Source organism: Allobosea sp. AK1 (assembly GCF_006714945.1).
GTDB lineage: Bacteria > Pseudomonadota > Alphaproteobacteria > Rhizobiales > Beijerinckiaceae > Allobosea > Allobosea robiniae.
This window is the reverse complement of record NZ_VFMG01000001.1, coordinates 165,752-185,796: the sequence shown is the minus strand read 5'-3', so window position 1 is coordinate 185,796 and position 20,045 is coordinate 165,752. Positions and strand designations below refer to the sequence as shown.

Here is a 20,045-nt window from a genome sequence, read left to right as displayed (position 1 = left end):
TCGCCCCATGAAGCCGCCGCGTGGCTTGGGCAAATACCATGTGACTTTACGTGGAATTGCGGTGCCCGATGGGCCGTTCGGGCAGACCGTCGAGATGGCACGCACGATTGCAAAGGAGATTCAAAAGACTTCCTTCGCAGTCAAACTCAACCAGGGGGCGAGTTTCGGTGCCGCGCCGAAACATGCTTTCTCACTGACGACGTGGGAGGACTTGCCTGGGGTCAACGGCTTGTCAGTCTCTCTTGACGGAGCCTTACGGCGTGCCGGGATCATGACTGACAAGCAGAAATTCTGGCCACACGTGACTATATTCTATGATCGAATTGCGCGCCCGCCCATCGATGTGCCAGCGTTGCACTGGCAAGTGCGAGAGTTCTTCCTGATCGAGAGCATCGATCGCAGGCCCTATCAGATTCTGGGCTCCTGGCCGCTCGGCTGAGCTCCATGCAGTCGTGCAAGGCCGGTTTGCGGCAATCGGGAGCGCGTGCCGTTGCTTTGGGCGCGGCCGGCTCTATCGTTCCCGGCCGAAGCCTCATCCGATTCAGACGGAGCCTTTCATGGCCGATTTGTCCGCTTTCCCGATCACCAAGCGCTGGCCGGCAGCGCATCCCGACCGCATCCAGCTCTATTCGCTGCCGACGCCGAACGGCGTGAAGGTCTCGATCGCGCTGGAGGAGCTGGAGCTGCCCTACGAGCCGCATCTCATCGATATCGGTAAGAACGAGACCTGGGGGCCGGAATTCCTGTCGCTGAACCCCAACGGCAAGATCCCCGCGATCATCGATCCCAATGGCCCGGACGGAAAGCCCTTCGGTCTGTGGGAATCCGGCGCGATCCTGCTCTATCTCGCCGAGAAGACCGGCAAGCTCCTGCCGAAGGACCCTGCCGCCCGCTACGAGACCATCCAGTGGGTGTTCTTCCAGATGGCGGCGATCGGGCCGATGTTCGGCCAGCTCGGCTTCTTCCATAAATTCGCTGGCCGCGAATACGAGGACAAGCGCCCGCGTGATCGCTACGCCAACGAGAGCAAGCGCCTGCTCGGCGTGCTGGAGAGCCGGCTGGCGAGCCATACCTGGATCATGGGCGACGACTACAGCATCGCCGATATCGCGATCCTCGGCTGGGTGCGCAATCTCGTCGGGTTCTATGGCGCGGGCGAGCTCGTCGACTATGCCAAGCTGACCCATGTGCCGATCTGGCTGGAGCGCTGCCTGTCGCGCCCGGCCGTGCAGCGCGGTCTCGACAGCCCGAAGCGCCCGGCCTGAGAGGTTCGCGACGTGGCTATCACGATCTACGGCATCAAGAATTGCGACACGATGAAGAAGGCGCGAACCTGGCTCGACGGCCATGGCGTCCCGGTCGCCTTCCACGACTACAAGGCGAGCGGGATCGACAAGACTTCGCTTGAGCGCTGGGTCAAGGAGCACGGCTGGGAGACGGTGCTGAACCGCGCCGGCACCACCTTCCGTGCGCTCCCCGATGCCGAGAAGCAGGGGCTTGATGCGGACAAGGCGATCGCGCTGATGCTGGCGCAGCCCTCGATGATCAAGCGGCCGGTGCTCGACTTGGGCAAAGGCAAGACGGTTGTCGGCTTCAAGCCGGCGATCTACGAGGCGGCAGTGCCGAAGGGCTAAAGCCCGCTCATGACGGCGGCGAACGGCCATCCGGCGCGCGGGTCTCTTCCCTAAACCCGCGCGCTGCTCTACCTCGCAGGCCATGACCGCTCAGCCCCATCCCGCGCAGCCCGAGATCGCTGCCACACCCGAGTTCACCTTCAAGGTTGCGGCCCGCGACGGCGCCGCGCGCACCGGCGCGATCAGCATGCCGCGCGGCGTTATCCGCACGCCGGCCTTCATGCCGGTCGGCACCGCCGCGACCGTCAAGGGCATGTATCCCGAGCAGGTGAGGGCGCTCGGCGCCGATGTCGTGCTCGGCAATACCTATCACCTGATGCTGCGGCCGGGCGCGGAACGCATCGCCAAGCTCGGCGGCCTGCACAAGTTCATGAACTGGCCGCACCCGATCCTGACGGATTCCGGCGGGTTTCAGGTGATGTCGCTCGCCAATCTGCGCAAGCTGACCGAGGAGGGCGTGACCTTCCGCTCCCATATCGACGGCTCGAAACACATGCTGAGCCCGGAGCGCTCGGTCGAGATCCAGAACCTGCTTGGCTCCGACATCGTCATGCAGCTCGACGAATGCGTCGCGCTGCCCTGCGAGGAGAAGGTCGCGGAGAAGGCGATGCGCCTGTCGCTGCGCTGGGCCGAGCGCTGCAAGACCGCGTTCGGCGACCATCCGGGCCGGGCGCTGTTCGGCATCGTGCAGGGCGGGGACGTGCCGCATCTGCGCGTCGAGAGCGCGCGCGAACTCGCCGCGATGGACCTCAAGGGCTATGCCGTCGGCGGCTTGGCCGTCGGCGAGCCTCAGGACGTGATGCTGGCGATGATCGAGACGGTTGAGCCGCATCTCCCGCAGGAGAAGCCGCGCTACCTGATGGGTGTCGGCACGCCCGACGACATCGTGAAATCGGTGGCGCGCGGCATCGACATGTTCGACTGCGTGATGCCGACGCGGGCGGGCCGCCACGGCCAGATCTTCACCCGCTTCGGCCGGATGAACCTGAAGAACGCCAAGCATGCCGAGGACCCGCGCCCGGTCGACGAGCAATCCTCCTGCCCGGCCGCCAATAGCTGGTCGCGCGCCTATCTGCACCATCTCGTCAAGGCCGAGGAGATGCTCGGCAAGATGCTGCTGACCTGGGTGAACCTCGCCTATTACCAGGACCTGATGGCGGGCCTGCGTGCCGCGATCGCCGCCGGACGGCTCGAGGATTTCATCGCGGAGACCCGCGAAGGCTGGGAAAGGGGCGAGCCGGCTTGAGCACGGGCCTCGCCCTGCTGCCTCTCAAGATGGCGCTCGCGGCCTCGGTGGTCGTGAGCTGCTCGATGCTGGCCGAGCGGGCCGGGCCGCTGATGGCGGCGATGATCGCGACCCTGCCGATCTCGCTCGGGCCTGTCCTCGTTTTTCTCGCGCTCGACCATGGCCCGGACTTCATCGCGGGCGCTGCGCTCGGCACGATGAATGCCAATGCCACCCATGCCAGCTTCGTGCTGAGTTATGTGCTGCTGGCCCAGCGCCATGGCGTGGTCGCCTCCCTCGGCGGAGCGCTGGCGATCTGGACGGTGCTGCTGCTGGCTCTCCGCAGCATGGCGCTGCCTGTGCTCCCGCTCACGATGTTGACCGTGCTGGCGCTGTTCGTCGTGCACCAGCTGGTGCGGCCCTATCTCAAGGTGCGCGCCAAGCCGCCGGCCGGGATCTCGCGCTATGCCATCCCGATCCGCGCGGCCTGCGTCGCGGCGCTGGTCGGCATCGTGACCGGCCTCAGCGAACGCGTCGGCCCGCAATGGTCCGGCATCCTCGCCGGCCTGCCGATCATCCTGTCGAGCCTGATCATCATCCTGCATACGCGCGCCGGCGGCCCTGCTGCAGCGGCGGTCATCGGCAGCAGCGCGCTCGGATTGCTGGGTGCCGGGCTGGGGCTGGCGGCGGTGCATCTCGCCGCCGTGCCCTGGGGCTCATGGACGGCGCTGGGGCTCGGCCTCGCCATTGCCGTGATCTGGAACCTGATCCTGCTCGGCCTTGCGCGTCGGTCGGCGCCATGACGCCACGAACAGGCCGCCGATGATCAGCACGATGCCGACGAGCTGAAGCGAGGAGGGGATCTCGCTCAGGATCGGGATGGCCAGCAGCGTACCGGTGACCGGGATCAGCGGCGGAAAACGTCCGACCACGGACGGCCCGAGCACATGCGCGGCCCAGCCCCAGACCCAGAGGCCGACGATGACGTTGAGCACGCCCTGGTTGAAGCCGTGTAAGGCGAGAACCCACCAGGGCGCGACGTCGAAGCCGCGGAAATAGAACAGGAAATAGATCGGCAGGTAGATGAGCGACAGGACCGAGACGATCGCCGTCGCCTTCAGCCCGTCGACCTGCCAGAGCTGGATCAGCAGCGGATAGAAACCCCAGAGCAGCCCGACGCCGAGAAAGCAGAGGTCGCCGCGCAGCGTCATGGCGCTCGCACCCGCACTGCCGGCGATGCCGAGGCAGATCAGGCCGGCGAGTACGCCGGCGACGCCGATCATCAATCGCCCGGTCAGGGCGGCGCCGAACATCACGACGGAGCCGATGATGCCGATCATCGTGACCGTGCCCGGCCCGATCGTGGCGCCATGCGCGGCGGGCGCCATGGTGAGCCCGGTCAGCATCAGATAGGTCATCGGGAAGCCGCTGCTCAGCGTGAGCCAGAACCCGCGCTTCCAGCCGACGCCACCGCAGGAGGCTAGGCCCGGCCGCAGGAAGACCGGCAGGAGCAGCAGGCCGGCGATGGCGAAGCGCAGCGCCATCAGGTCGTGCTGGGTCAAGCCGTTGAGCACGGCGTGGCGGCTGATGACGAAATTGGAGCCGTAGATCAGCACCGCCAGCAGCATGCCCAGAGCCGCGAGGCGCTTGCGACGGCGCACCCTCGCATCGGTCTCGAGCATCGTGGCGGGGGTGATCTGATCCATCGCCCCTCTCTAGCGCCGGGCGAACGGGCCGGTTACGGGCCGGCGCGCATGGCGCCCGCGCGTGCGGCGGCAGACCGTATTTGCGCCCCGTTTCGGCCCTGCTGGTGCCCAGACGCGACGGCTTCCTTGTGCCGTGAGGTTCAAGGGGCGCAGCGATACGGAGCGCAACCGATGTCGAGACAATCTGATTTTCCCGCGCCGGCCACGATGGCTGCGCGATTGGGGAGCGACCTGTTGCTCTCCCTGGGCATCGCGACGGCGACGGCCCTTCTGGTGATGGTGCCGGCTCTCCTATCCGACGCGACGCCCGATCGTGCCAAGGCGCCAGCCCTGACCTTGCTGCGCGACGGCAAGATCGGCGACCGGCTCGCGGACACCGGATGGGTCGATGAGGGGAGTTTCGAGGTCGGACGTCCACTCACGCCTGCGGCGCTGGCGATGCCGATGTCGCTTGCCTGGCCTGAGGAGGGCGATTGGACGCCATCGCAGGGTGCCGCTCAGGCCCGGGCGCGTGTTGCCGTGAACGTGGCAACATTGCCGCCGCGCCGTTTGGCGGCGCTGTCCAAGACAAAGGGGCAGGTGATCGGCGCGCCCCTGGTGATCCTGCCTCCGGCGGCTGTCACGGATGCGGAACCGTCTGGCGGCGAGCCCGCCGATTCATCGCTGCGCCAGTTCGTCGTCGCGCCGGTGATGAAGGTCGCCGACGCGGTGTCCGGTGCGGCAGGAAGCATGCAGGCGGCAGGGTCATGGACCCTGACGCAGGCGAATGGCCTGCTGCCGCGCTGGTGAGCGCGGCAGCGTGAGGCTTATCGATCAGGCCAGCGCCTTCAGCGCGGTGCGGCCGGCATAGATCGCCTGCGCGCCCAGCTCTTCCTCGATGCGCAGGAGCTGGTTGTACTTCGCGGTCCGGTCCGACCGGGCGAGCGAGCCGGTCTTGATCTGCCCGCAATTCGTCGCGACGGCGAGGTCGGCGATGGTCGCGTCCTCGGTCTCGCCCGAGCGATGCGACATCACGGCGGTGTAGCCGGCGCGCTGCGCCATCTCGACGGCGGCGAGGGTCTCGGTCAGCGAGCCGATCTGGTTGACCTTGACCAGGATCGAGTTCGCCGTCTTCGTCCTGATGCCCTGCGACAGGCGGGTGACGTTGGTGACGAAGAGATCGTCGCCGACGAGCTGGCACTTCGAGCCGACGAGATCGGTCAGCGCCTTCCAGCCCTCCCAGTCGTCCTCGGCCATGCCGTCCTCGATCGAGACGATCGGGTAATTGCCGACGAGCTTGGCGAGGTACTTGGCCTGCGCCTTGGGATCGCGCGTCTTGCGCTCGCCCTCGTAGACGTAAGCGCCGTCCTTGAAGAACTCGGTCGCGGCGCAGTCGAGCGCCAGCGCGACATCCTCGCCCGCCTTGTAGCCGGCGGTCTCGATCGCCTGCATGACGAAATCGAGCGCGGCCTCGGCCGACTTGATGTTCGGGGCGAAGCCGCCCTCGTCGCCGACATTGGTGTTGTGGCCGGCGTCGTGCAGCTTCTTCTTCAGCGTGTGGAAGATCTCCGAACCCATGCGCAGGCCTTCCGCGAAGGAGGGCGCGCCGATCGGCATCACCATGAATTCCTGGAAGTCGATCGGGTTGTCGGCATGGGCGCCGCCATTGACGATGTTCATCATCGGCACGGGCAGGACGCGGGCCGAAGTGCCGCCGACATAGCGATAGAGCGGCAGGCCGGACGCCTCGGCGGCCGCCTTGGCGACGGCGAGCGAGACGCCGAGGATGGCGTTGGCGCCGATCTTCGACTTGTTGGGGGTGCCGTCGAGATCGATCATCACCTGGTCGATCGCGGTCTGGTCCTCGGCATCCATGGCGACGATCGCTTCGGCGATGGAAACGTTGACCGCCTCGACCGCCTTGAGGACGCCCTTGCCGAGATAGCGCGACTTGTCGCCGTCGCGCAGCTCGACCGCCTCATGCGCGCCGGTCGAAGCGCCCGACGGAACGGCGGCGCGGCCCATCGAGCCGTCTTCCAGCACGACATCGACCTCGACCGTCGGGTTGCCGCGGGAATCGAGGATCTGGCGTCCGATGATGTCGATGATCGCGGTCATGGCAGGCTCCGGGAGAGGCGGGGCGAATGGATAAGGCGCTTCTAGCCAACAGCCTGCCGCGGGGAAAGCCTCAATCGGCAGGCCGGTGACGGTGGGGCGGCCCCCGATGGCGCGCGGCTTGCGGATTGACCGGTTGTTCCGACGCTTCGTCCCATCGGGAAACGATCATGTTCCAGACCATGCCTAACCGCCGCCGACCCTCACTCGCCTCTGTCCTGTTCTGGTCCGGCCTGACCGTCCTGTGGTGGGCGGGTCTTTGCCTCGCTGCGGGGCGGCCGGTCTGGCTCTGGTAGGTCCTGTTCCTCTTCCGGCAGGCCGAGATAGCCGCCGAGCAGGAAGCCGGCCTGGAGGGCGAAGAGGTATCCGATCCAGACGAGCACGACGAACAGGCCGAGCTCGCCGCGGATGATCCATGTCGGGAAAGCGATGAGCGTGACCGCGGCGCTGGCGAGAATGATGGCCGGATAGCCGTAGGACAAGCCGATCAGAAGGCCGATCAGGAACAAGATGCCGGCAATGATCATGGAGTTCGGTCTAGGCTTCTGATTGCGCGAGTTAGACCTGGAACATGCTGCCTATCCGCACAAATATGCGTGTGGAAATTCCGGAAATATTTAAGCAAACAACCCGGCTTAATTGCGCAGAACTTGAGGCTTTCATCGAACGCTTCATTTGCGAGCGGGTGGTCGTTCGCACAGTTGCGGGCGCCGGGCTGGACTGCTTTCCCATGCCGCAAACGGCGGCAGTTCCCATATCGGCGGCAGATGCTCTAGAACCCCGCCAAATCCAGGAGCATCCCATGACCATCGACGCCTCGACCTTGCAGCTCGGCCAGAGCAGCGCCTTGCCCGCCTCGCCGGAGGAGGCGCGGCTCGACCGCGTGCCCAATCCGCATGCCGGCACGCATTATCTCGCCCGCTTCACCTGCCCGGAATTCACCTCGATCTGCCCGGTCACTGGCCAGCCCGATTTCGGTATCCTCGTCATCGATTATCTGCCGGGCCAGTGGCTGGTCGAGTCGAAGTCGCTGAAGCTCTATCTCGCCTCGTTCCGCAACCACGGCGCTTTCCATGAGGATTGCACCGTCGGCATCGGCAAGCGGCTGGTCGACCTGCTGGAGCCGGAATGGCTCCGCATCGGCGGCTACTGGTATCCGCGCGGCGGCATTCCGATCGACGTGTTCTGGCAGACGGGGGAGCCGCCGAAGGGCCTCTGGCTCCCCGACCAAGGCGTCGCGCCCTATCGCGGGCGCTGAGCCTCAGCCGCGCCGAGCATCGGCAGGATGCGCGGCGCGGCAAAGCCCAGCAGTCCGATCCCGACGGCAAAAAGGCTGACGGCGCCGGTCGTGCCGAGCAGGGCGAGCGCTGTGCCCATCAGCACGGGGCCGAGCGCATGGCCTGCAAAAAGCGAGCAGGCGAAGAGCGACACGGCCGAGCCACGGGCCTCGGGGGCGAGTTCGGTCGCCTGCGCCTGGAACGTGCCGTGCATCAGGAAGAAGCCGAAGCCGTTGACCACGAAGAACGGCACGGCGCTCCACCACGGCAGGAAGGGCAGCGCAAACAGCCCATAGCCGATCGCCATCAGGACGCCGCCGACGATCGGCATGCGGACGGGGCCGATCCGATCGACCAGGATACGGGTCGAGAGACCGTAGATCAGCCCGCCGATGCCCGTTCCGGCGATGACCAGCCCGGCGAGCGACGGGCCGATGCCGGCCCGCTCCTGCAGGATCGCGGCGACGAAGGGAGGCATGCCGAAGATCAGGCAGCCTTCGGTGATGACCAGCGCATAGAGCAGCTTCGAGCGTGGGTTCGAGAAGACGGCCGCGTAACTGGCGACCGCTCCCCGCAGTGTCGGACGGCGGCGCACCGCGCCGGCACGGGGCCGCATCGTCAAGGTGAGCATCAGGAGCGCGAGCCCGGCAATGCCGCCCGCCATCAAGAAGACGCCCCGCCAGCCGACATATTCGGCGATCACGCCGGAACAGGCGGCGCCCGCCATCTGACCGAAGATCATGATGACGGTGAAGCGGCCGAGCGTGATCTGGCGCTGTGCCATGGTCGCGCGATCGCCGATCGCCGCCATCGCGATCGGGATAATCCCACCGGCGACGATTCCGCTGGCGGCGCGCAGCGCGAGCAAGGCCTCGAAATTCGGCGCGAAGGAGCAGGCGATCGACAGCAGGACCAGAAGGGCGAGGCAGGTGCCGATCGTGCGGATCTTGCCGACCGCGTCGGCGATGGGGCCGAGGATCGGCTGCCCGAACGCGTATGAGAAGGAGAATGCCGTCGCCATCACCGCGACCTGCGCGATCGACCGACTGAAATGACCGGCGAGCGTCGGCACCAGCGGATCGATGAGCCGCATGGTGAAGGTCGAGGCGAAGCCACAGGCTCCCAGGACGAGAACGAGCGTTCGTAGCGATGTCAGCGATGGGTCTGCCGACGAAGCGGGTTCAGACATCAGCGACGGCCGCCGGGGCGGTCCGCAACTTGGCCAGGCGGTCGAAGCCCTGAAGCTCCTCGATCAGCGCTTTGAACTCCGATAGCGGCACCATGTTGGGGCCGTCCGACGGTGCCTTGTCGGGATCGGGATGGGTCTCGATGAAGAGGCCGGCGACGCCGACGGCGACCGCCGCGCGCGACAGCACCGGCACGAATTCGCGCTGGCCGCCGGTCGAGGCGCCCTTGCCGCCGGGCTGCTGCACCGAATGGGTGGCGTCGAAGATCACGGGCGCGCCGATTTCGGCCATGGTCGGAAGGGCGCGCATGTCGGAGACCAGCGTGTTGTAGCCGAAGGAGACGCCGCGCTCGGTCAGCATCACGTTCGGATTGCCGCTCTCGGTCACTTTGGCCGCGACATTGACCATGTCCCAGGGCGCGAGGAACTGGCCCTTCTTGACGTTGACGACGCGGCCGGTCTTCGCGGCAGCGACGAGCAGGTCGGTCTGGCGGCAGAGGAAGGCCGGGATCTGGAGGATGTCGACCACTTCGGCCACGGGTGCGCATTGATCGGCTTCGTGGACATCGGTCACGACCGGCAGGCCGGTGCGCTCGCGGATCTCGGCATAGACGGGCAGGCCGGCCTTCATCCCCATGCCGCGGGCGCCTTTGACGCTGGTGCGGTTGGCCTTGTCGAAGGAGGCCTTGAAGACGAGGCCGATCTTCAGCTCCTCTGCGATCTCCTTCAGCGCCAGCGCGCATTCGAGCGCGTGGTCGCGGCTTTCCATCTGGCAGGGTCCGGCGATCAGGGCGAGCGGCAATGCATTGCCGAAGCGCACAGGGCGGGCGAGATCCTCGCCGATGGTCACGATGGCGTTGGGAGTCATGGCGGCGTCCTTGTCCGGCGGGCTGCCGGGCTTATGTCTGTGAGCCCTGCCGGGTCAAGTCAGGGCAGCCCTGCGGACAGCTTATGGATCAAGCTTGCCTTCAAACGGGCTGGCGAAGCAGGGGCGAGGTCTGTAAATTCACAGGCGAAGCACTATCTCGGGTGGCGATGCAGGATCGATGGATACGGCGCGGACGGGAATGATGCAGTCAGGCCAGGACAGGGCAAGGCAGGCAGGGCGTCCGGTGCGCGCGGGCGACGGGCTCACCATGGCCGACCGCCCCAGGCGCGGCCAGCCGCCGAACGATGGCGGCGGGCGCGAAGGCAATGGGCGCGAGGGCAGCGGCACTGCCGTCCTCACCCGGACGCGGACGCGCAAGCCCAATCTCTATCGCGTCCTGCTGCTCAACGACGACTACACGCCGATGGAGTTCGTCGTTCACGTTCTGGAGCGCTTCTTCAACAAGGACCGCTCCGAAGCCACGCAGATCATGATGCATGTGCATCAGAACGGCGTCGGCGAATGCGGCGTCTTTACCTACGAAGTCGCCGAGACCAAGGTTACGCTCGTCATGGATCTGGCGCGCAAGCACATGCATCCGCTGCAATGCGTGATGGAGAAAAAGTAGTCTTGGGTCATCGAGTTCTTTTGGAAATCAGATAGGAGCGCGCCCCTTGCCGAGTTTCTCGCGCAGTCTCGAACAGGCGCTTCACCGGGCTCTGGCTCTGGCCAACGAGCGCCGTCACGAATACGCCACCCTCGAACACCTCCTGCTTGCGCTGGTCGATGACCAGGACGCAGCCGCGGTGATGCGCGCCTGCAGCGTCGATCTCGACCTGCTCAGGCGCAATCTCGTCGATTATATCGACGCGGAACTGACCAATCTCGTCACCGATGGGCGTGACGATTCCAAGCCGACCGCCGGCTTCCAGCGCGTCATCCAGCGCGCGGTGATCCATGTCCAGTCGTCCGGTCGCGAGGAGGTGACCGGCGCGAACGTGCTCGTCGCGATGTTCGCCGAGCGCGAGAGCCACGCCGCCTATTTCCTGCAGGAGCAGGACATGACCCGCTACGACGCGGTCAACTACATCAGCCACGGCATCGCCAAGCGCCCCGGCGCGAGCGAGAGCCGGCCTGTCCGCGGCTCCGAGGAGGAGGGCGAACCGCAGCGCGAGCAGCGCGCCGAGCAGGGCCAGACCGAGGACAAGGACAAGAAGAAAAAGGAAAGTGCGCTCGACGCTTACTGCGTCAACCTCAACCGCAAGGCGAGGGACGGGCGCATCGATCCGCTGATCGGCCGCGAGGCCGAGGTGCAGCGCACGATCCAGATCCTGTGCCGTCGCCAGAAGAACAACCCGCTGTTGGTCGGCGACCCCGGCGTCGGCAAGACCGCGATCGCCGAGGGCCTCGCCCTCAAGATCACGCGCGGCGAGGTGCCCGAGGTGCTGGAGGACGCGACCGTCTTCTCGCTCGACATGGGCACGCTGCTCGCCGGTACGCGCTATCGCGGCGATTTTGAAGAGCGCCTCAAGCAGGTGATGAAGGAGATCGAGCAGCACCCGAAGGCGATCATGTTCATCGACGAGATCCACACGGTGATCGGCGCCGGTGCGACCTCGGGCGGCGCGATGGACGCCTCGAACCTGCTCAAGCCCGCGCTGGCCTCGGGCTCGCTGCGCTGCATCGGCTCGACCACCTACAAGGAATACCGCCAGTATTTCGAGAAGGACCGGGCGCTGGTGCGTCGCTTCCAGAAGATCGACGTCAACGAGCCGTCGGTGCCGGACACGATCGAGATCCTGAAGGGGCTGAAGCCTTATTTCGAGGAGTTCCACAAGCTGCGCTACACCAACGACGCCATCAAGGCGGCGGTGGAGCTCTCGGCCCGCTACATCCATGACCGCAAGCTGCCCGACAAGGCGATCGACGTGATCGACGAGACCGGCGCCTCGCAGATGCTGGTGACCGAAGCCAAGCGCAAGAAGACGATCGGGGTCAAGGAGATCGAGGCCGCGATCGCGACCATGGCCCGCATCCCGGCCAAGACCGTCTCGAAGGACGATGCCGAGGTGCTGCGCAACCTCGAGACGACGCTGAAGCGCACGGTCTATGGCCAGGAGAAGGCGATCGAGGCGCTGTCCTCGGCGATCAAGCTCGCCCGCGCCGGCCTGCGCGACGGCGAGAAGCCGATCGGCAGCTACCTCTTCGCCGGTCCGACCGGCGTCGGCAAGACCGAGGTCGCGCGCCAGCTCGCCTCTTCGCTCGGCGTCGAGCTGATCCGCTTCGACATGTCGGAATACATGGAGCGCCACACCGTCTCGCGACTGATCGGCGCGCCTCCCGGCTATGTCGGCTTCGACCAGGGCGGGCTCCTGACCGACCAGATCGACCAGCATCCGCACAGCGTGCTGCTGCTCGACGAGATCGAGAAGGCCCATCCCGACCTGTTCAACATCCTCCTGCAGGTGATGGACCACGGCAAGCTGACCGACAACAACGGCAAGCAGGTCGATTTCAGGAACGTCATCCTGATCATGACGACCAATGCTGGCGCCGCCGACATGGCCCGCAACGCCTATGGCTTCACCCGGACCAAGCGGGAGGGCGACGATACCGAGGCGATCAACAAGCTGTTCGCGCCGGAATTCCGCAACCGGCTGGACTCGGTCATCTCCTTCGGCCATCTGCCGAAGACGGTGGTCGCCCGCGTCGTCGACAAGTTCGTGCTCCAGCTCGAGGCGCAGCTCGCCGACCGCAACGTCACGATCGAGCTTTCGGACGAGGCGCGCGAATGGCTGGTCGAGAACGGCTATGACGAGGCGATGGGCGCCCGCCCGATGGCACGGCTGATCCAGCAGACGATCAAGACGCCGCTCGCCGACGAGGTGCTGTTCGGGCGCCTGAAGAACGGCGGGGCCGTGAAGGTCGTCGTCGTCCAGTCCGAGACCGGCATCAAGGTGCTCGGCCTCGAATTCCCGGACGGGCCGGCCAGCCCCAAGCCGGAGAAGGATGTCGAGGCGGCAACCGCCAAGCGTGTGCCGAAGCCGCGCGCGAAAGCGGCTGCCACCGGCAAAACGACCAAGACTCCGCCGCGGCGAGCGCCTAAAGGTGGCGGCACTCCGGGTGGGACGGGTGGCGCAGCGAAGGCCTCGGCCAAGACCGTCCGCACCGTTCCCAAGGTCCCGCTGACGAAGGCGTAAGGCACCGTGCTGTTCAAACGAAAGACCGCAAGCCTCGCCGCCGAGAGCGGCGAGGTGCTTCAGGAGGCTCCGGCCCCGTCCTCGGCTCCCGCTCGCCCGGCCAAGGAAAAGCTCGGCTGGTTCGAAAAGCGCGACCGCCGCCGGCGCCGCCGCAAGATTTTCGAGGAAGTGCTGGGCTGGATCCTGGTGCCGGCCCTCATCTACCTGATCTATCTGGGCGTCCAGGCTGTCGGTGGCATCCCCAAGGAATTGATCGATTTCGCCAATGAGATCATCGCCATTGCGATGAAGGGCGGCAAAGGCTGAGAGGCGGCACGACCCGCGCTTGCAAGAGATGCAGAGCCGGCCGGCCTGCCGGTGCCTAGGCAAGCGTCGCGTGCATGAGCGATAGAGGAATGGGCTCGAACTGCTCCGGGCCGGAAACCTGTCGAACCCATTCCGCCCCGATGGCCTCATGAGCGTATCCGCCGACTGGAGCTGGCAGCGCGTCGCGCTGGCCGGCATGCGCGATGCGCTGATGCTGCCGGCCTGGATCGTCGGCTTCGGGCTGATCGGCATCGGCTCGCTCGCCCGCGATGTCGGCTATCCCGTCGATGTCGCCGTGCTCTCCACGATCCTGGTCTGGGCCGGCCCCTCGCAGGTGCTGTTCTTCGCCTCGATCGCAGCCGGTGCCGCCTGGAGCGCGATCGTGATCGCGATCGCCTTCGCCTCGCTGCGCTTCCTGCCGATGACGATGGCGATCCTGCCGCTGCTGCGTCGGCCCGGCCAGGGCATCTGGCAGCAGCTTCTCCTTGCTCACTTCGTCGCGGTCACCGCCTGGAGCGAGGGCCTGCGGCGCCTGCCGGCCATCGCCCCGCATCAGCGCGTCGCCTATTTCCTCGGTTTCGCCGGCACCTGCATGGTGGTGAGCTCGATCGGCACCTTCGCCGGTTATTACCTGCTGGGCGCGCTGCCGATCCCGTTCGCGGCAGGGCTGCTCTGCCTCACGCCGATGTTCTTCCTGGTCTCGCTGATCGCGGGCCTGCGCCATCGCGGCGATGTGGCGGCGCTGATCCTCGGGCTGGCCTTCGCGCCAGTCTGCGAGCACTTCATCGGCGGCGGCTTCGACCTGATCGTCGCCGGGCTCGCCGCCGGAAGCCTGGCCTTTCTCATCGGGCGGAAACGGAAGCCGGCATGACCCAGCCGATCGCCATGCTCGACGGGCCGCTCTGGCCCTATCTCGCGCTGATGCTGTTCGCCGTGCTGCCGACGGAGATCTGGCGCTGGCTTGCGGTGGGCTTCTCGCGCGGGCTCTCCAACGATTCGCCGTTGCTCGAATGGGTGAGGGCGGTCGCGACCGCGCTGCTTGCCGGGATCGTCGCCAAGCTGATGGTCTCGCCGCCGGGCGTGCTCGCGGCCGCTCCGGGATGGGTGCGCATCGCGGCGCTGGCGGCGGCGGCCGCCGTCATGCTGTTCGACAAGCGCCGGATGATGCTCGCGGTGCTCGCCGGCGAAATGATCCTGATCGGCGGCGTCTGGCTCTTCGCGGCAGGTTAGGCTGCTTCCAGCAACCGCCGGACATGGCCGAGCTTGTCGGGGTTGCGGATGATGTAGACCGCGGTGACGCGCCCGTCGCGGATGTCGAAGGCCGTGGCCTGCACGGTCTCGCCGCGCTCCAGGCTGACATAGCCGGGCAGCCCGTTGATCATCACGAATTCATAGCGTGTGGTCGAACGGCCTTCCCGCTCGACATGGCGGCCGATGCCTTCAAAGAATCGGCCGATCTTGTCGCTGCCGAGGATCGGGTTCAGCACCGAATTGACCTTGCCGCCGCCATCGGCGCGCAGCACCGCGTCATGGGCGAGCATGCTCTTCAGGATCGTGGCATCGGTGCTGTGAGCGGCCTGGAAGAAGGCCTGGGCGTAGCGACGCACTTCGTCAGGCGAGAGCGGATGGCGCGGGCCGTCCTCCTCCCTCGCATGGCGGCGTGCCCGTGAAACGAGCTGCCGGCAGGCAGCCTCGCTGCGCCCGAGCGTCTCGGCGATTTCACCGAACGGCAGGTCGAAGACGTCGTGCAGCAGGAAGGCCGCGCGCTCCAATGGCGAGAGCCGTTCCAGCGCGAGCTGCAGCGCATAGGGCACGTCGATCGCCTCGTCGGCGCTGGGCGCGCCGCCGATGGCCTCGATCAAGGGCTCGGGCAGCCAGGCGCCGACATAGGTCTCGCGCTTGCGCCGTGCCGATTTCATCAGGTCGAGGCAAAGCCGCGTGACCACGCGCCCGAGCCAGGCGCGCGGGTTCGCGATCGCCTCGGGCGCGGCGCCATGCCAGCGCAGCCAGGCATCCTGCACCACATCCTCGGCGTCGCTGAGCGAGCCGAGCATGCGGTAGGCGAGGCGGGTCAGGTAGGACCGGTTCGCCTCGAAAGGGCTGGCAGGCGCGCCTGTCATGCGCGCCGGGTTGGTGTCATCAGGCGGCAGCCTCGGTCTTGTGCGGCCGGTCGGCCGGATGGCGCGTGCGGAAGCCGACATTGACGCGGTTCCAGGTGTTGATCGCGCCGATGGCGAAGGACAGGTCGACGCTGTCCTTCTCGTTGAAATGCTCGCGGAGCTCGGCATAGGCGGCGTCGCTCGGGCTGCGCTCGGAGGCGCGGGTCAATTCTTCCGTCCAGCGCAGGGCGGCGCGCTCGCGTGGCGTATAGAGCTCGGATTCCTCCCAGGCATTGAGCAGGTTGATGCGTGCCTCGGTCTCGCCGGCCTTGCGCGCGTCGAGCACATGCATGTGCAGGCAATAGGCGCAGCGGTTGATCTGCGAGGCGCGGATCTTCACCAGCTCCATCAGGCTGTGCTCCAGCGCCGACTTGTTGACATAGTCCTGCAGGACCAGCATGGCCTTGTAGGCTTCGGGCGCGATCTGGAAGGCGTTGAGGCGTTGGCTCATGATTGTCTCCATCGGTTGATGACGACAAGACGAGGCAGCTCACCCCGCTGTGACATGGCCCGTCAGATTTTTTTCAGGGCCTCGCGGATTTTCTCGGCATTGCTGGCGAGCACCTCGTTTCTCTCCATCGCGCCGGTATGCGGGCGCAGTGCCACGCCCTCGAAGCGCGGCATGACATGAACATGAAGATGGAACACCACCTGGCCGCCGGCCGCCTCGTTGAACTGCTGGATGGTGACGCCTTCGGCCGAGAACGCGGCCTTCACGGCGCGCGCCAGCTTCTGGGTGGTCAGCGCCACCGCCTTGAGCGCATCGGCGGGGGCATCGAAGACATTGCGGCAGGCAGCCTTGGGGACCACCAGCACATGGCCGTCGGCGCGCGGCATGATGTCCATGATCGCGAGCGTCTCGCCATCCTCGTAGACGGTATGGGACGGGAGTTCGCCGCGCAGGATCTTGGCGAAGACGTTGGATTGATCATAGGCGGTCATGGCGGGTCCGGCAGGATCGAAAAGGGTAGGCGCAAGCTGCGGCGCCCCGGTCGAGGCGTCAAGCTCACGGACCGGATAATGGCCCCACCTCAGGCGCCGAGCGGCAGAACCGTCTCGACATGGGCATCGAGCACGAGGTCATCGTGCGCGCCCATCACCTGAAACTCCGTCACGGCGAGGTTGAGTAAAGGCTTGTTCCACCAGCGCGTGATGATGTCGGCCAGCGCCGCGGTCTCAGTCGCATCGAGATCGTCGGTGAGGTTGTAGAGCCCGACGAGCCAGAGATTGCCCGGTTCTCGGCCGAAGGCGGCCTGTACTTGCTGCAACGTGTTCCGGCCGGCGCGCTTCTCCGGATAGACCGCGAGATAGAGTCGGCCGCGATTGACGCTGCCGGAGAAGAGCCCGCGCAATTCCACCGCGAAGGGCTCGATCTTACGCAGGGCTTCGTGTGTTTGACCCGAGATCGTTGGAGGCTCGGCAAGACTGAGAGAGCCGCAGATTGTCGCGTGCAGGCGGTCCTGCCGCTTCGGCAGGATGTCCCAGGCGATCTTGCCGGCGAAGGGGGCCGCCTTCAGCTCGTTCTCCAGCGCGAGGAAGGCTGGAGAGGCGCGCAAGGCCTGGTCTTCCAACGGCAGGACCAGCGAGTAGACCGCCGGGTGCCGGCCCATCTCGTAGAACTTGCCCTCGCGCCGGGCGATGACACCGGGATGCTCCGGGGCAACCAATGGCAGATGCGCCAGCCGGTAGCTCTCGTCGAGCGTCAGAGGGCTCGTGAAATCGGTGAGGCTGCGGCGATAGCCGAGCTCGTCATCCTCGCAGAAGATGGGCGTCGCGGAGACCGGGCTTGCAAGGGGGGCGTCAGTCATCGGCGGTGCCCGTCTTGCGGAAGGGGCTTTCGGCTGCCAGCGCTTCGCGCGCTGCCGCGATCTGCTCGCGCTCCTGCGCGAGATAGGCGGCGACGGGGCGGCGCAGGCCGGGATCGGCGATCTGGTGCAGCGAGCGGGTGATCACCGGCCGATAGCCGCGCGCCAACTTGTGCTCGCCCTGCGCGCCGGCCTCGACGCGGGCGAGGCCATGTGCGATCGCGTAGTCGATGGCCTGGTGGTAGCAGACCTCGAAATGCAGGAAGGGATGGTCCTCGATGCAGCCCCAGTTGCGGCCGTAGAGGGTGTTGGCGCCGCGGAAATTGATCGCGCCGGCGATATGGCGCCCGGCGCGTTTCGCCATCACCAGCACGATACGCTCGCCCATCGCCGCGCCGACCGCTGAGAAGAAGGCCCGGTTGAGATAGGGCCGGCCCCATTTGCGCGCGCCGGTATCCTCGTAGAACGAGAAGAAGTCGTCCCAGACTGTCTCGGTGAGATCATTGCCGGAGAGGACATCGATGCTGATCCCGGCCGAAAGCGCTTCGCGCCGTTCGCGCTTCAGCGCCTTGCGCTTGCGTGAGGCCAGCGTCGCGAGGAAGTCGTCATAGCTGCCGAAGCCCTCGTTCTGCCAATGGAACTGCAGATCGTTGCGCTCGATATAGCCGGCCTGTTGCAGGGCGGCGATGTCCGGCTCCTGCGCGAAGGTGACATGGACCGAGGAGGATTGCGTCTGCCCCCGCAGCGCCTCCAGCCCACTGATCAGGGCGGCGCGGGCTTCCTCGGCGCGCGGAGTGTCCGCGACCAGCAGGCGCGGGCCGGTTGCCGGGGTGAAGGGCGCGGCGACCAGCAGCTTGGGGTAATAGCGCCCGCCGGCGCGCTCATAGGCATCGGCCCAGCCATGGTCGAAGACATATTCGCCCTGGCTGTGGCTCTTCAGGAAGCTGGGTGCCGCGGCCAGGAGCTGGCCGGCCTCATCCTCGACCAGGAGATAGGCCGGCGACCAGCCGGTGCGGCCGCCGATGCAGCGGCTATCCTCCAGCGCCATGAGGAATTCATGGCTGATGAAGGGATTGTCCCGGTCTAGCGCGGGAGCATCCGAAGGCGTGGCGGACGCCGAGATTGCGTCCGTCAGTGCGTGGGGATTGGCGCAGGCGTTCCATGCGCCTGCGGGAACGGCCTTGAGGGAGGTCGCGACACGAACGGTGAGATCGCCGCCCTCCGCTTCGCTCAAGGGCGAAAACCCTCGAAGACCATCTGGTCGGCCATCGCTGCGGCCCGCTGCCGCTCCTCCGGCGTGCGCACCGTCCAGCTCATCAGCGGCAGGCCCAGCGCGTTGCGGCAGAGATAGGGCGCGGCGCTGTCGAGATCGGTGACCTTCCAGGAAATGAAGTCCGGTCGGCTCTCGGTGAAGTGAAGGAGGTTGGCGAGGGCATGCTTCCGCTCGACTGAAAGCTTGTCGTAGTCGCCGTAATCATAGGCGTTCATCGCCACGATGCCGCGCGGAATCTGCGGGGCGAGCTCACGCAACGCCGTCACGATCGCGGGATCGAAGGATTTGATCACGATTGGATGGCTCTTGTAGCCGGCGAGGACTTCGACGGTCCGCCTGGTCAGGGCGAGGTCACCATCAAAGCGGCTCTTGATCTCGACCACGAGCGGCACGCGCCCGCCGATCAGGTCGAGGAAGGCCGACAGCGTCAGGATTTTGTCGCTCGAACCCTTGAGCGTGATTGCAGTGAGTTCCGCAGCTTTGCGCGCGACGACGGCTCCTATCTCGCCCGTCAGCCGGTCGAGCACGAAATCATGGAACACGACCGCTTCGCCATCGGCGGTGAGCTGGACGTCGCATTCGATGCCGAAGCCGCCGGCGATCGCGGCCGTGGCGGCAGACGGGCTGTTCTCGATCACGCCGGCTGCCAGATCATGCAGGCCGCGATGGGCGATCGGCTTCGCCACCAGCCAGCCCAGATCGGGCCGGCCGGCGTCCTTGAGCGTTCCCGCTGTCATCAGGCGATCTCGAACATCGCTTCGACTTCGACGGCGGCATCGGCCGGCAATTCGGCGACGCCCACGGTCGAACGGGCATGGCGGCCCTTGTCGCCGAGGACCTCGACCATCAGGTCGGAGGCGCCGTTCATGATCGCCGGGAGCGCGGCGAAATGCGGGGTGGCATTGATGAAGCCGCCGAGGCGGACGCAGCGCACGATGCGGCCGAGATCGCCGCCGAGCGCGGCCTTGGCCTGCGCGAGAACGTTGATGGCGCAGAGGCGGGCGGCTTCGAGGCCGGCCTCGTTGAAGATTTCGGCGCCGAGCTTGCCCTTGTGCTTGTCCGCGAGCTTGCCGTCGAGCCCGAAGCAGATCTGGCCGGAGATGACCAGCAGGTTGCCGGTGATCACATAGGGCACATAGTTGGCGATGGGCGCGGCCGGGGATGGCAGGGTGATGCCGAGTTCGGCGAGGCGGGTGTCGGCGGCGTTCATGGGCTTGGCTCCGCGATCGAGGCGAGGGTGCCTTCGGGCATGCCTTTCATGGCCGAAGCCGGCGGGCCTCGCAAGCATGCGGGCATGCCGGGCGGGCAGGGC

General features: G+C 66.6%; 24 protein-coding genes. 12 read left to right on the top strand and 12 right to left on the bottom strand.

Going from position 1 to position 20,045, the window contains the following annotated elements; translation table 11 throughout:
* Window positions 1–7 precede the first annotated feature (7 nt).
* The 5 genes from FHT98_RS00965 to FHT98_RS00945 all read left to right on the top strand — a co-directional run bounded on the left by FHT98_RS00965 (window position 8) and on the right by FHT98_RS00945 (window position 3,662).
* On the top strand, window positions 8–439 hold the full coding sequence (locus FHT98_RS00965) for a 2'-5' RNA ligase family protein (RefSeq protein ID WP_162766140.1): 432 nt from the start codon (window positions 8–10) through the stop codon (window positions 437–439).
* Between the two features lie 118 nt (window positions 440–557).
* Window positions 558–1,265 carry a glutathione S-transferase N-terminal domain-containing protein gene (locus FHT98_RS00960; protein WP_061967541.1) on the top strand — a complete coding sequence of 236 codons (708 nt, stop codon included), beginning with the start codon at window positions 558–560 and terminating at the stop codon, window positions 1,263–1,265.
* Window positions 1,266–1,277: 12 nt separating this feature from the next.
* Entirely contained in the window at window positions 1,278–1,634 is a 357-nt protein-coding gene (locus FHT98_RS00955; protein WP_142111853.1) for an ArsC family reductase, read from the top strand.
* A gap of 82 nt (window positions 1,635–1,716) precedes the next feature.
* On the top strand, window positions 1,717–2,880 hold the full coding sequence (gene tgt, locus FHT98_RS00950) for a tRNA guanosine(34) transglycosylase Tgt (RefSeq protein ID WP_142111851.1): 1,164 nt from the start codon (window positions 1,717–1,719) through the stop codon (window positions 2,878–2,880).
* On the top strand, window positions 2,877–3,662 hold the full coding sequence (locus FHT98_RS00945; RefSeq protein ID WP_061967544.1) for a hypothetical protein: 786 nt from the start codon (window positions 2,877–2,879) through the stop codon (window positions 3,660–3,662). Before tgt ends, FHT98_RS00945 begins: the two co-directional genes overlap by 4 nt.
* On the opposite strand, the gene FHT98_RS00940 is transcribed toward FHT98_RS00945, so the two are convergent.
* Window positions 3,576–4,565 carry a DMT family transporter gene (locus FHT98_RS00940; RefSeq protein WP_113584307.1) on the bottom strand — a complete coding sequence of 330 codons (990 nt, stop codon included), beginning with the start codon at window positions 4,563–4,565 and terminating at the stop codon, window positions 3,576–3,578. The genes FHT98_RS00945 and FHT98_RS00940 overlap by 87 nt on opposite strands.
* A gap of 171 nt (window positions 4,566–4,736) precedes the next feature.
* Between FHT98_RS00940 and FHT98_RS00935 the strand changes: the two genes are divergently transcribed.
* Window positions 4,737–5,354: a hypothetical protein gene (locus FHT98_RS00935; RefSeq protein ID WP_142111849.1), complete on the top strand. Its 618-nt coding sequence runs from the start codon at window positions 4,737–4,739 to the stop codon at window positions 5,352–5,354.
* A 24-nt stretch (window positions 5,355–5,378) separates the two neighbouring features.
* Here FHT98_RS00935 and eno read toward each other — a convergent pair whose 3' ends face one another.
* Window positions 5,379–6,662, bottom strand: a complete 1,284-nt coding sequence (gene eno / locus FHT98_RS00930; protein WP_142111846.1) for a phosphopyruvate hydratase — start codon at window positions 6,660–6,662, stop codon at window positions 5,379–5,381.
* A gap of 200 nt (window positions 6,663–6,862) precedes the next feature.
* Entirely contained in the window at window positions 6,863–7,186 is a 324-nt protein-coding gene (locus FHT98_RS00925; RefSeq protein WP_061967550.1) for a hypothetical protein, read from the bottom strand.
* Between the two features lie 275 nt (window positions 7,187–7,461).
* On the opposite strand from FHT98_RS00925, the gene queF reads away from it, so the two are divergent.
* Window positions 7,462–7,917, top strand: coding sequence for a preQ(1) synthase (gene queF / locus FHT98_RS00920; protein WP_142111844.1), 456 nt, complete (start codon window positions 7,462–7,464; stop codon window positions 7,915–7,917).
* Here the strand turns inward: queF and FHT98_RS00915 are convergent.
* The gene (locus tag FHT98_RS00915; protein WP_142111842.1) at window positions 7,902–9,125 is read right to left on the bottom strand and encodes an MFS transporter; all 1,224 of its coding nucleotides are present in this window, start codon (window positions 9,123–9,125) and stop codon (window positions 7,902–7,904) included. The two genes, queF and FHT98_RS00915, sit on opposite strands and share 16 nt — an antisense overlap.
* Window positions 9,118–9,990 (bottom strand): 3-deoxy-8-phosphooctulonate synthase, encoded by an 873-nt coding sequence (gene kdsA, locus FHT98_RS00910; RefSeq protein WP_142111840.1) that lies wholly within the window; start codon window positions 9,988–9,990, stop codon window positions 9,118–9,120. Before kdsA ends, FHT98_RS00915 begins: the two co-directional genes overlap by 8 nt.
* A gap of 268 nt (window positions 9,991–10,258) precedes the next feature.
* Between kdsA and clpS the strand changes: the two genes are divergently transcribed.
* From clpS to FHT98_RS00885, 5 genes are all read left to right on the top strand, one after another.
* Window positions 10,259–10,618 (top strand): ATP-dependent Clp protease adapter ClpS, encoded by a 360-nt coding sequence (clpS, locus tag FHT98_RS00905; RefSeq protein ID WP_082617444.1) that lies wholly within the window; start codon window positions 10,259–10,261, stop codon window positions 10,616–10,618.
* 46 nt (window positions 10,619–10,664) lie between these two features.
* Window positions 10,665–13,190, top strand: a complete 2,526-nt coding sequence (gene clpA / locus FHT98_RS00900) for an ATP-dependent Clp protease ATP-binding subunit ClpA (protein WP_142111838.1) — start codon at window positions 10,665–10,667, stop codon at window positions 13,188–13,190.
* Between the two features lie 6 nt (window positions 13,191–13,196).
* A complete protein-coding gene (locus FHT98_RS00895; protein WP_142111836.1) occupies window positions 13,197–13,496 on the top strand; it encodes a hypothetical protein in 300 nt (99 codons plus the stop codon).
* Window positions 13,497–13,644: 148 nt separating this feature from the next.
* Window positions 13,645–14,367 carry an AzlC family ABC transporter permease gene (locus FHT98_RS00890; RefSeq protein ID WP_142111834.1) on the top strand — a complete coding sequence of 241 codons (723 nt, stop codon included), beginning with the start codon at window positions 13,645–13,647 and terminating at the stop codon, window positions 14,365–14,367.
* On the top strand, window positions 14,364–14,726 hold the full coding sequence (locus FHT98_RS00885) for an AzlD domain-containing protein (protein WP_142111832.1): 363 nt from the start codon (window positions 14,364–14,366) through the stop codon (window positions 14,724–14,726). Before FHT98_RS00890 ends, FHT98_RS00885 begins: the two co-directional genes overlap by 4 nt.
* Here the strand turns inward: FHT98_RS00885 and FHT98_RS00880 are convergent.
* The 7 genes from FHT98_RS00880 to FHT98_RS00850 all read right to left on the bottom strand — a co-directional run bounded on the left by FHT98_RS00880 (window position 14,723) and on the right by FHT98_RS00850 (window position 19,943).
* On the bottom strand, window positions 14,723–15,616 hold the full coding sequence (locus FHT98_RS00880) for a sigma-70 family RNA polymerase sigma factor (protein WP_142111830.1): 894 nt from the start codon (window positions 15,614–15,616) through the stop codon (window positions 14,723–14,725). The two genes, FHT98_RS00885 and FHT98_RS00880, sit on opposite strands and share 4 nt — an antisense overlap.
* A gap of 19 nt (window positions 15,617–15,635) precedes the next feature.
* The gene (locus FHT98_RS00875; protein WP_061967564.1) at window positions 15,636–16,106 is read right to left on the bottom strand and encodes a carboxymuconolactone decarboxylase family protein; all 471 of its coding nucleotides are present in this window, start codon (window positions 16,104–16,106) and stop codon (window positions 15,636–15,638) included.
* 62 nt (window positions 16,107–16,168) lie between these two features.
* Window positions 16,169–16,597 carry an HIT family protein gene (locus tag FHT98_RS00870; protein WP_142111829.1) on the bottom strand — a complete coding sequence of 143 codons (429 nt, stop codon included), beginning with the start codon at window positions 16,595–16,597 and terminating at the stop codon, window positions 16,169–16,171.
* 89 nt (window positions 16,598–16,686) lie between these two features.
* A complete protein-coding gene (locus tag FHT98_RS00865) occupies window positions 16,687–17,463 on the bottom strand; it encodes a hypothetical protein (protein WP_142111827.1) in 777 nt (258 codons plus the stop codon).
* Window positions 17,456–18,694, bottom strand: coding sequence for a GNAT family N-acetyltransferase (locus tag FHT98_RS00860; protein ID WP_142111825.1), 1,239 nt, complete (start codon window positions 18,692–18,694; stop codon window positions 17,456–17,458). The genes FHT98_RS00865 and FHT98_RS00860 overlap by 8 nt, the downstream gene beginning before the upstream one ends.
* Entirely contained in the window at window positions 18,691–19,470 is a 780-nt protein-coding gene (locus FHT98_RS00855) for a glycerophosphodiester phosphodiesterase family protein (protein ID WP_142111823.1), read from the bottom strand. Before FHT98_RS00855 ends, FHT98_RS00860 begins: the two co-directional genes overlap by 4 nt.
* On the bottom strand, window positions 19,470–19,943 hold the full coding sequence (locus tag FHT98_RS00850; protein ID WP_061967573.1) for a RidA family protein: 474 nt from the start codon (window positions 19,941–19,943) through the stop codon (window positions 19,470–19,472). Before FHT98_RS00850 ends, FHT98_RS00855 begins: the two co-directional genes overlap by 1 nt.
* Window positions 19,944–20,045: the final 102 nt, after the last annotated feature.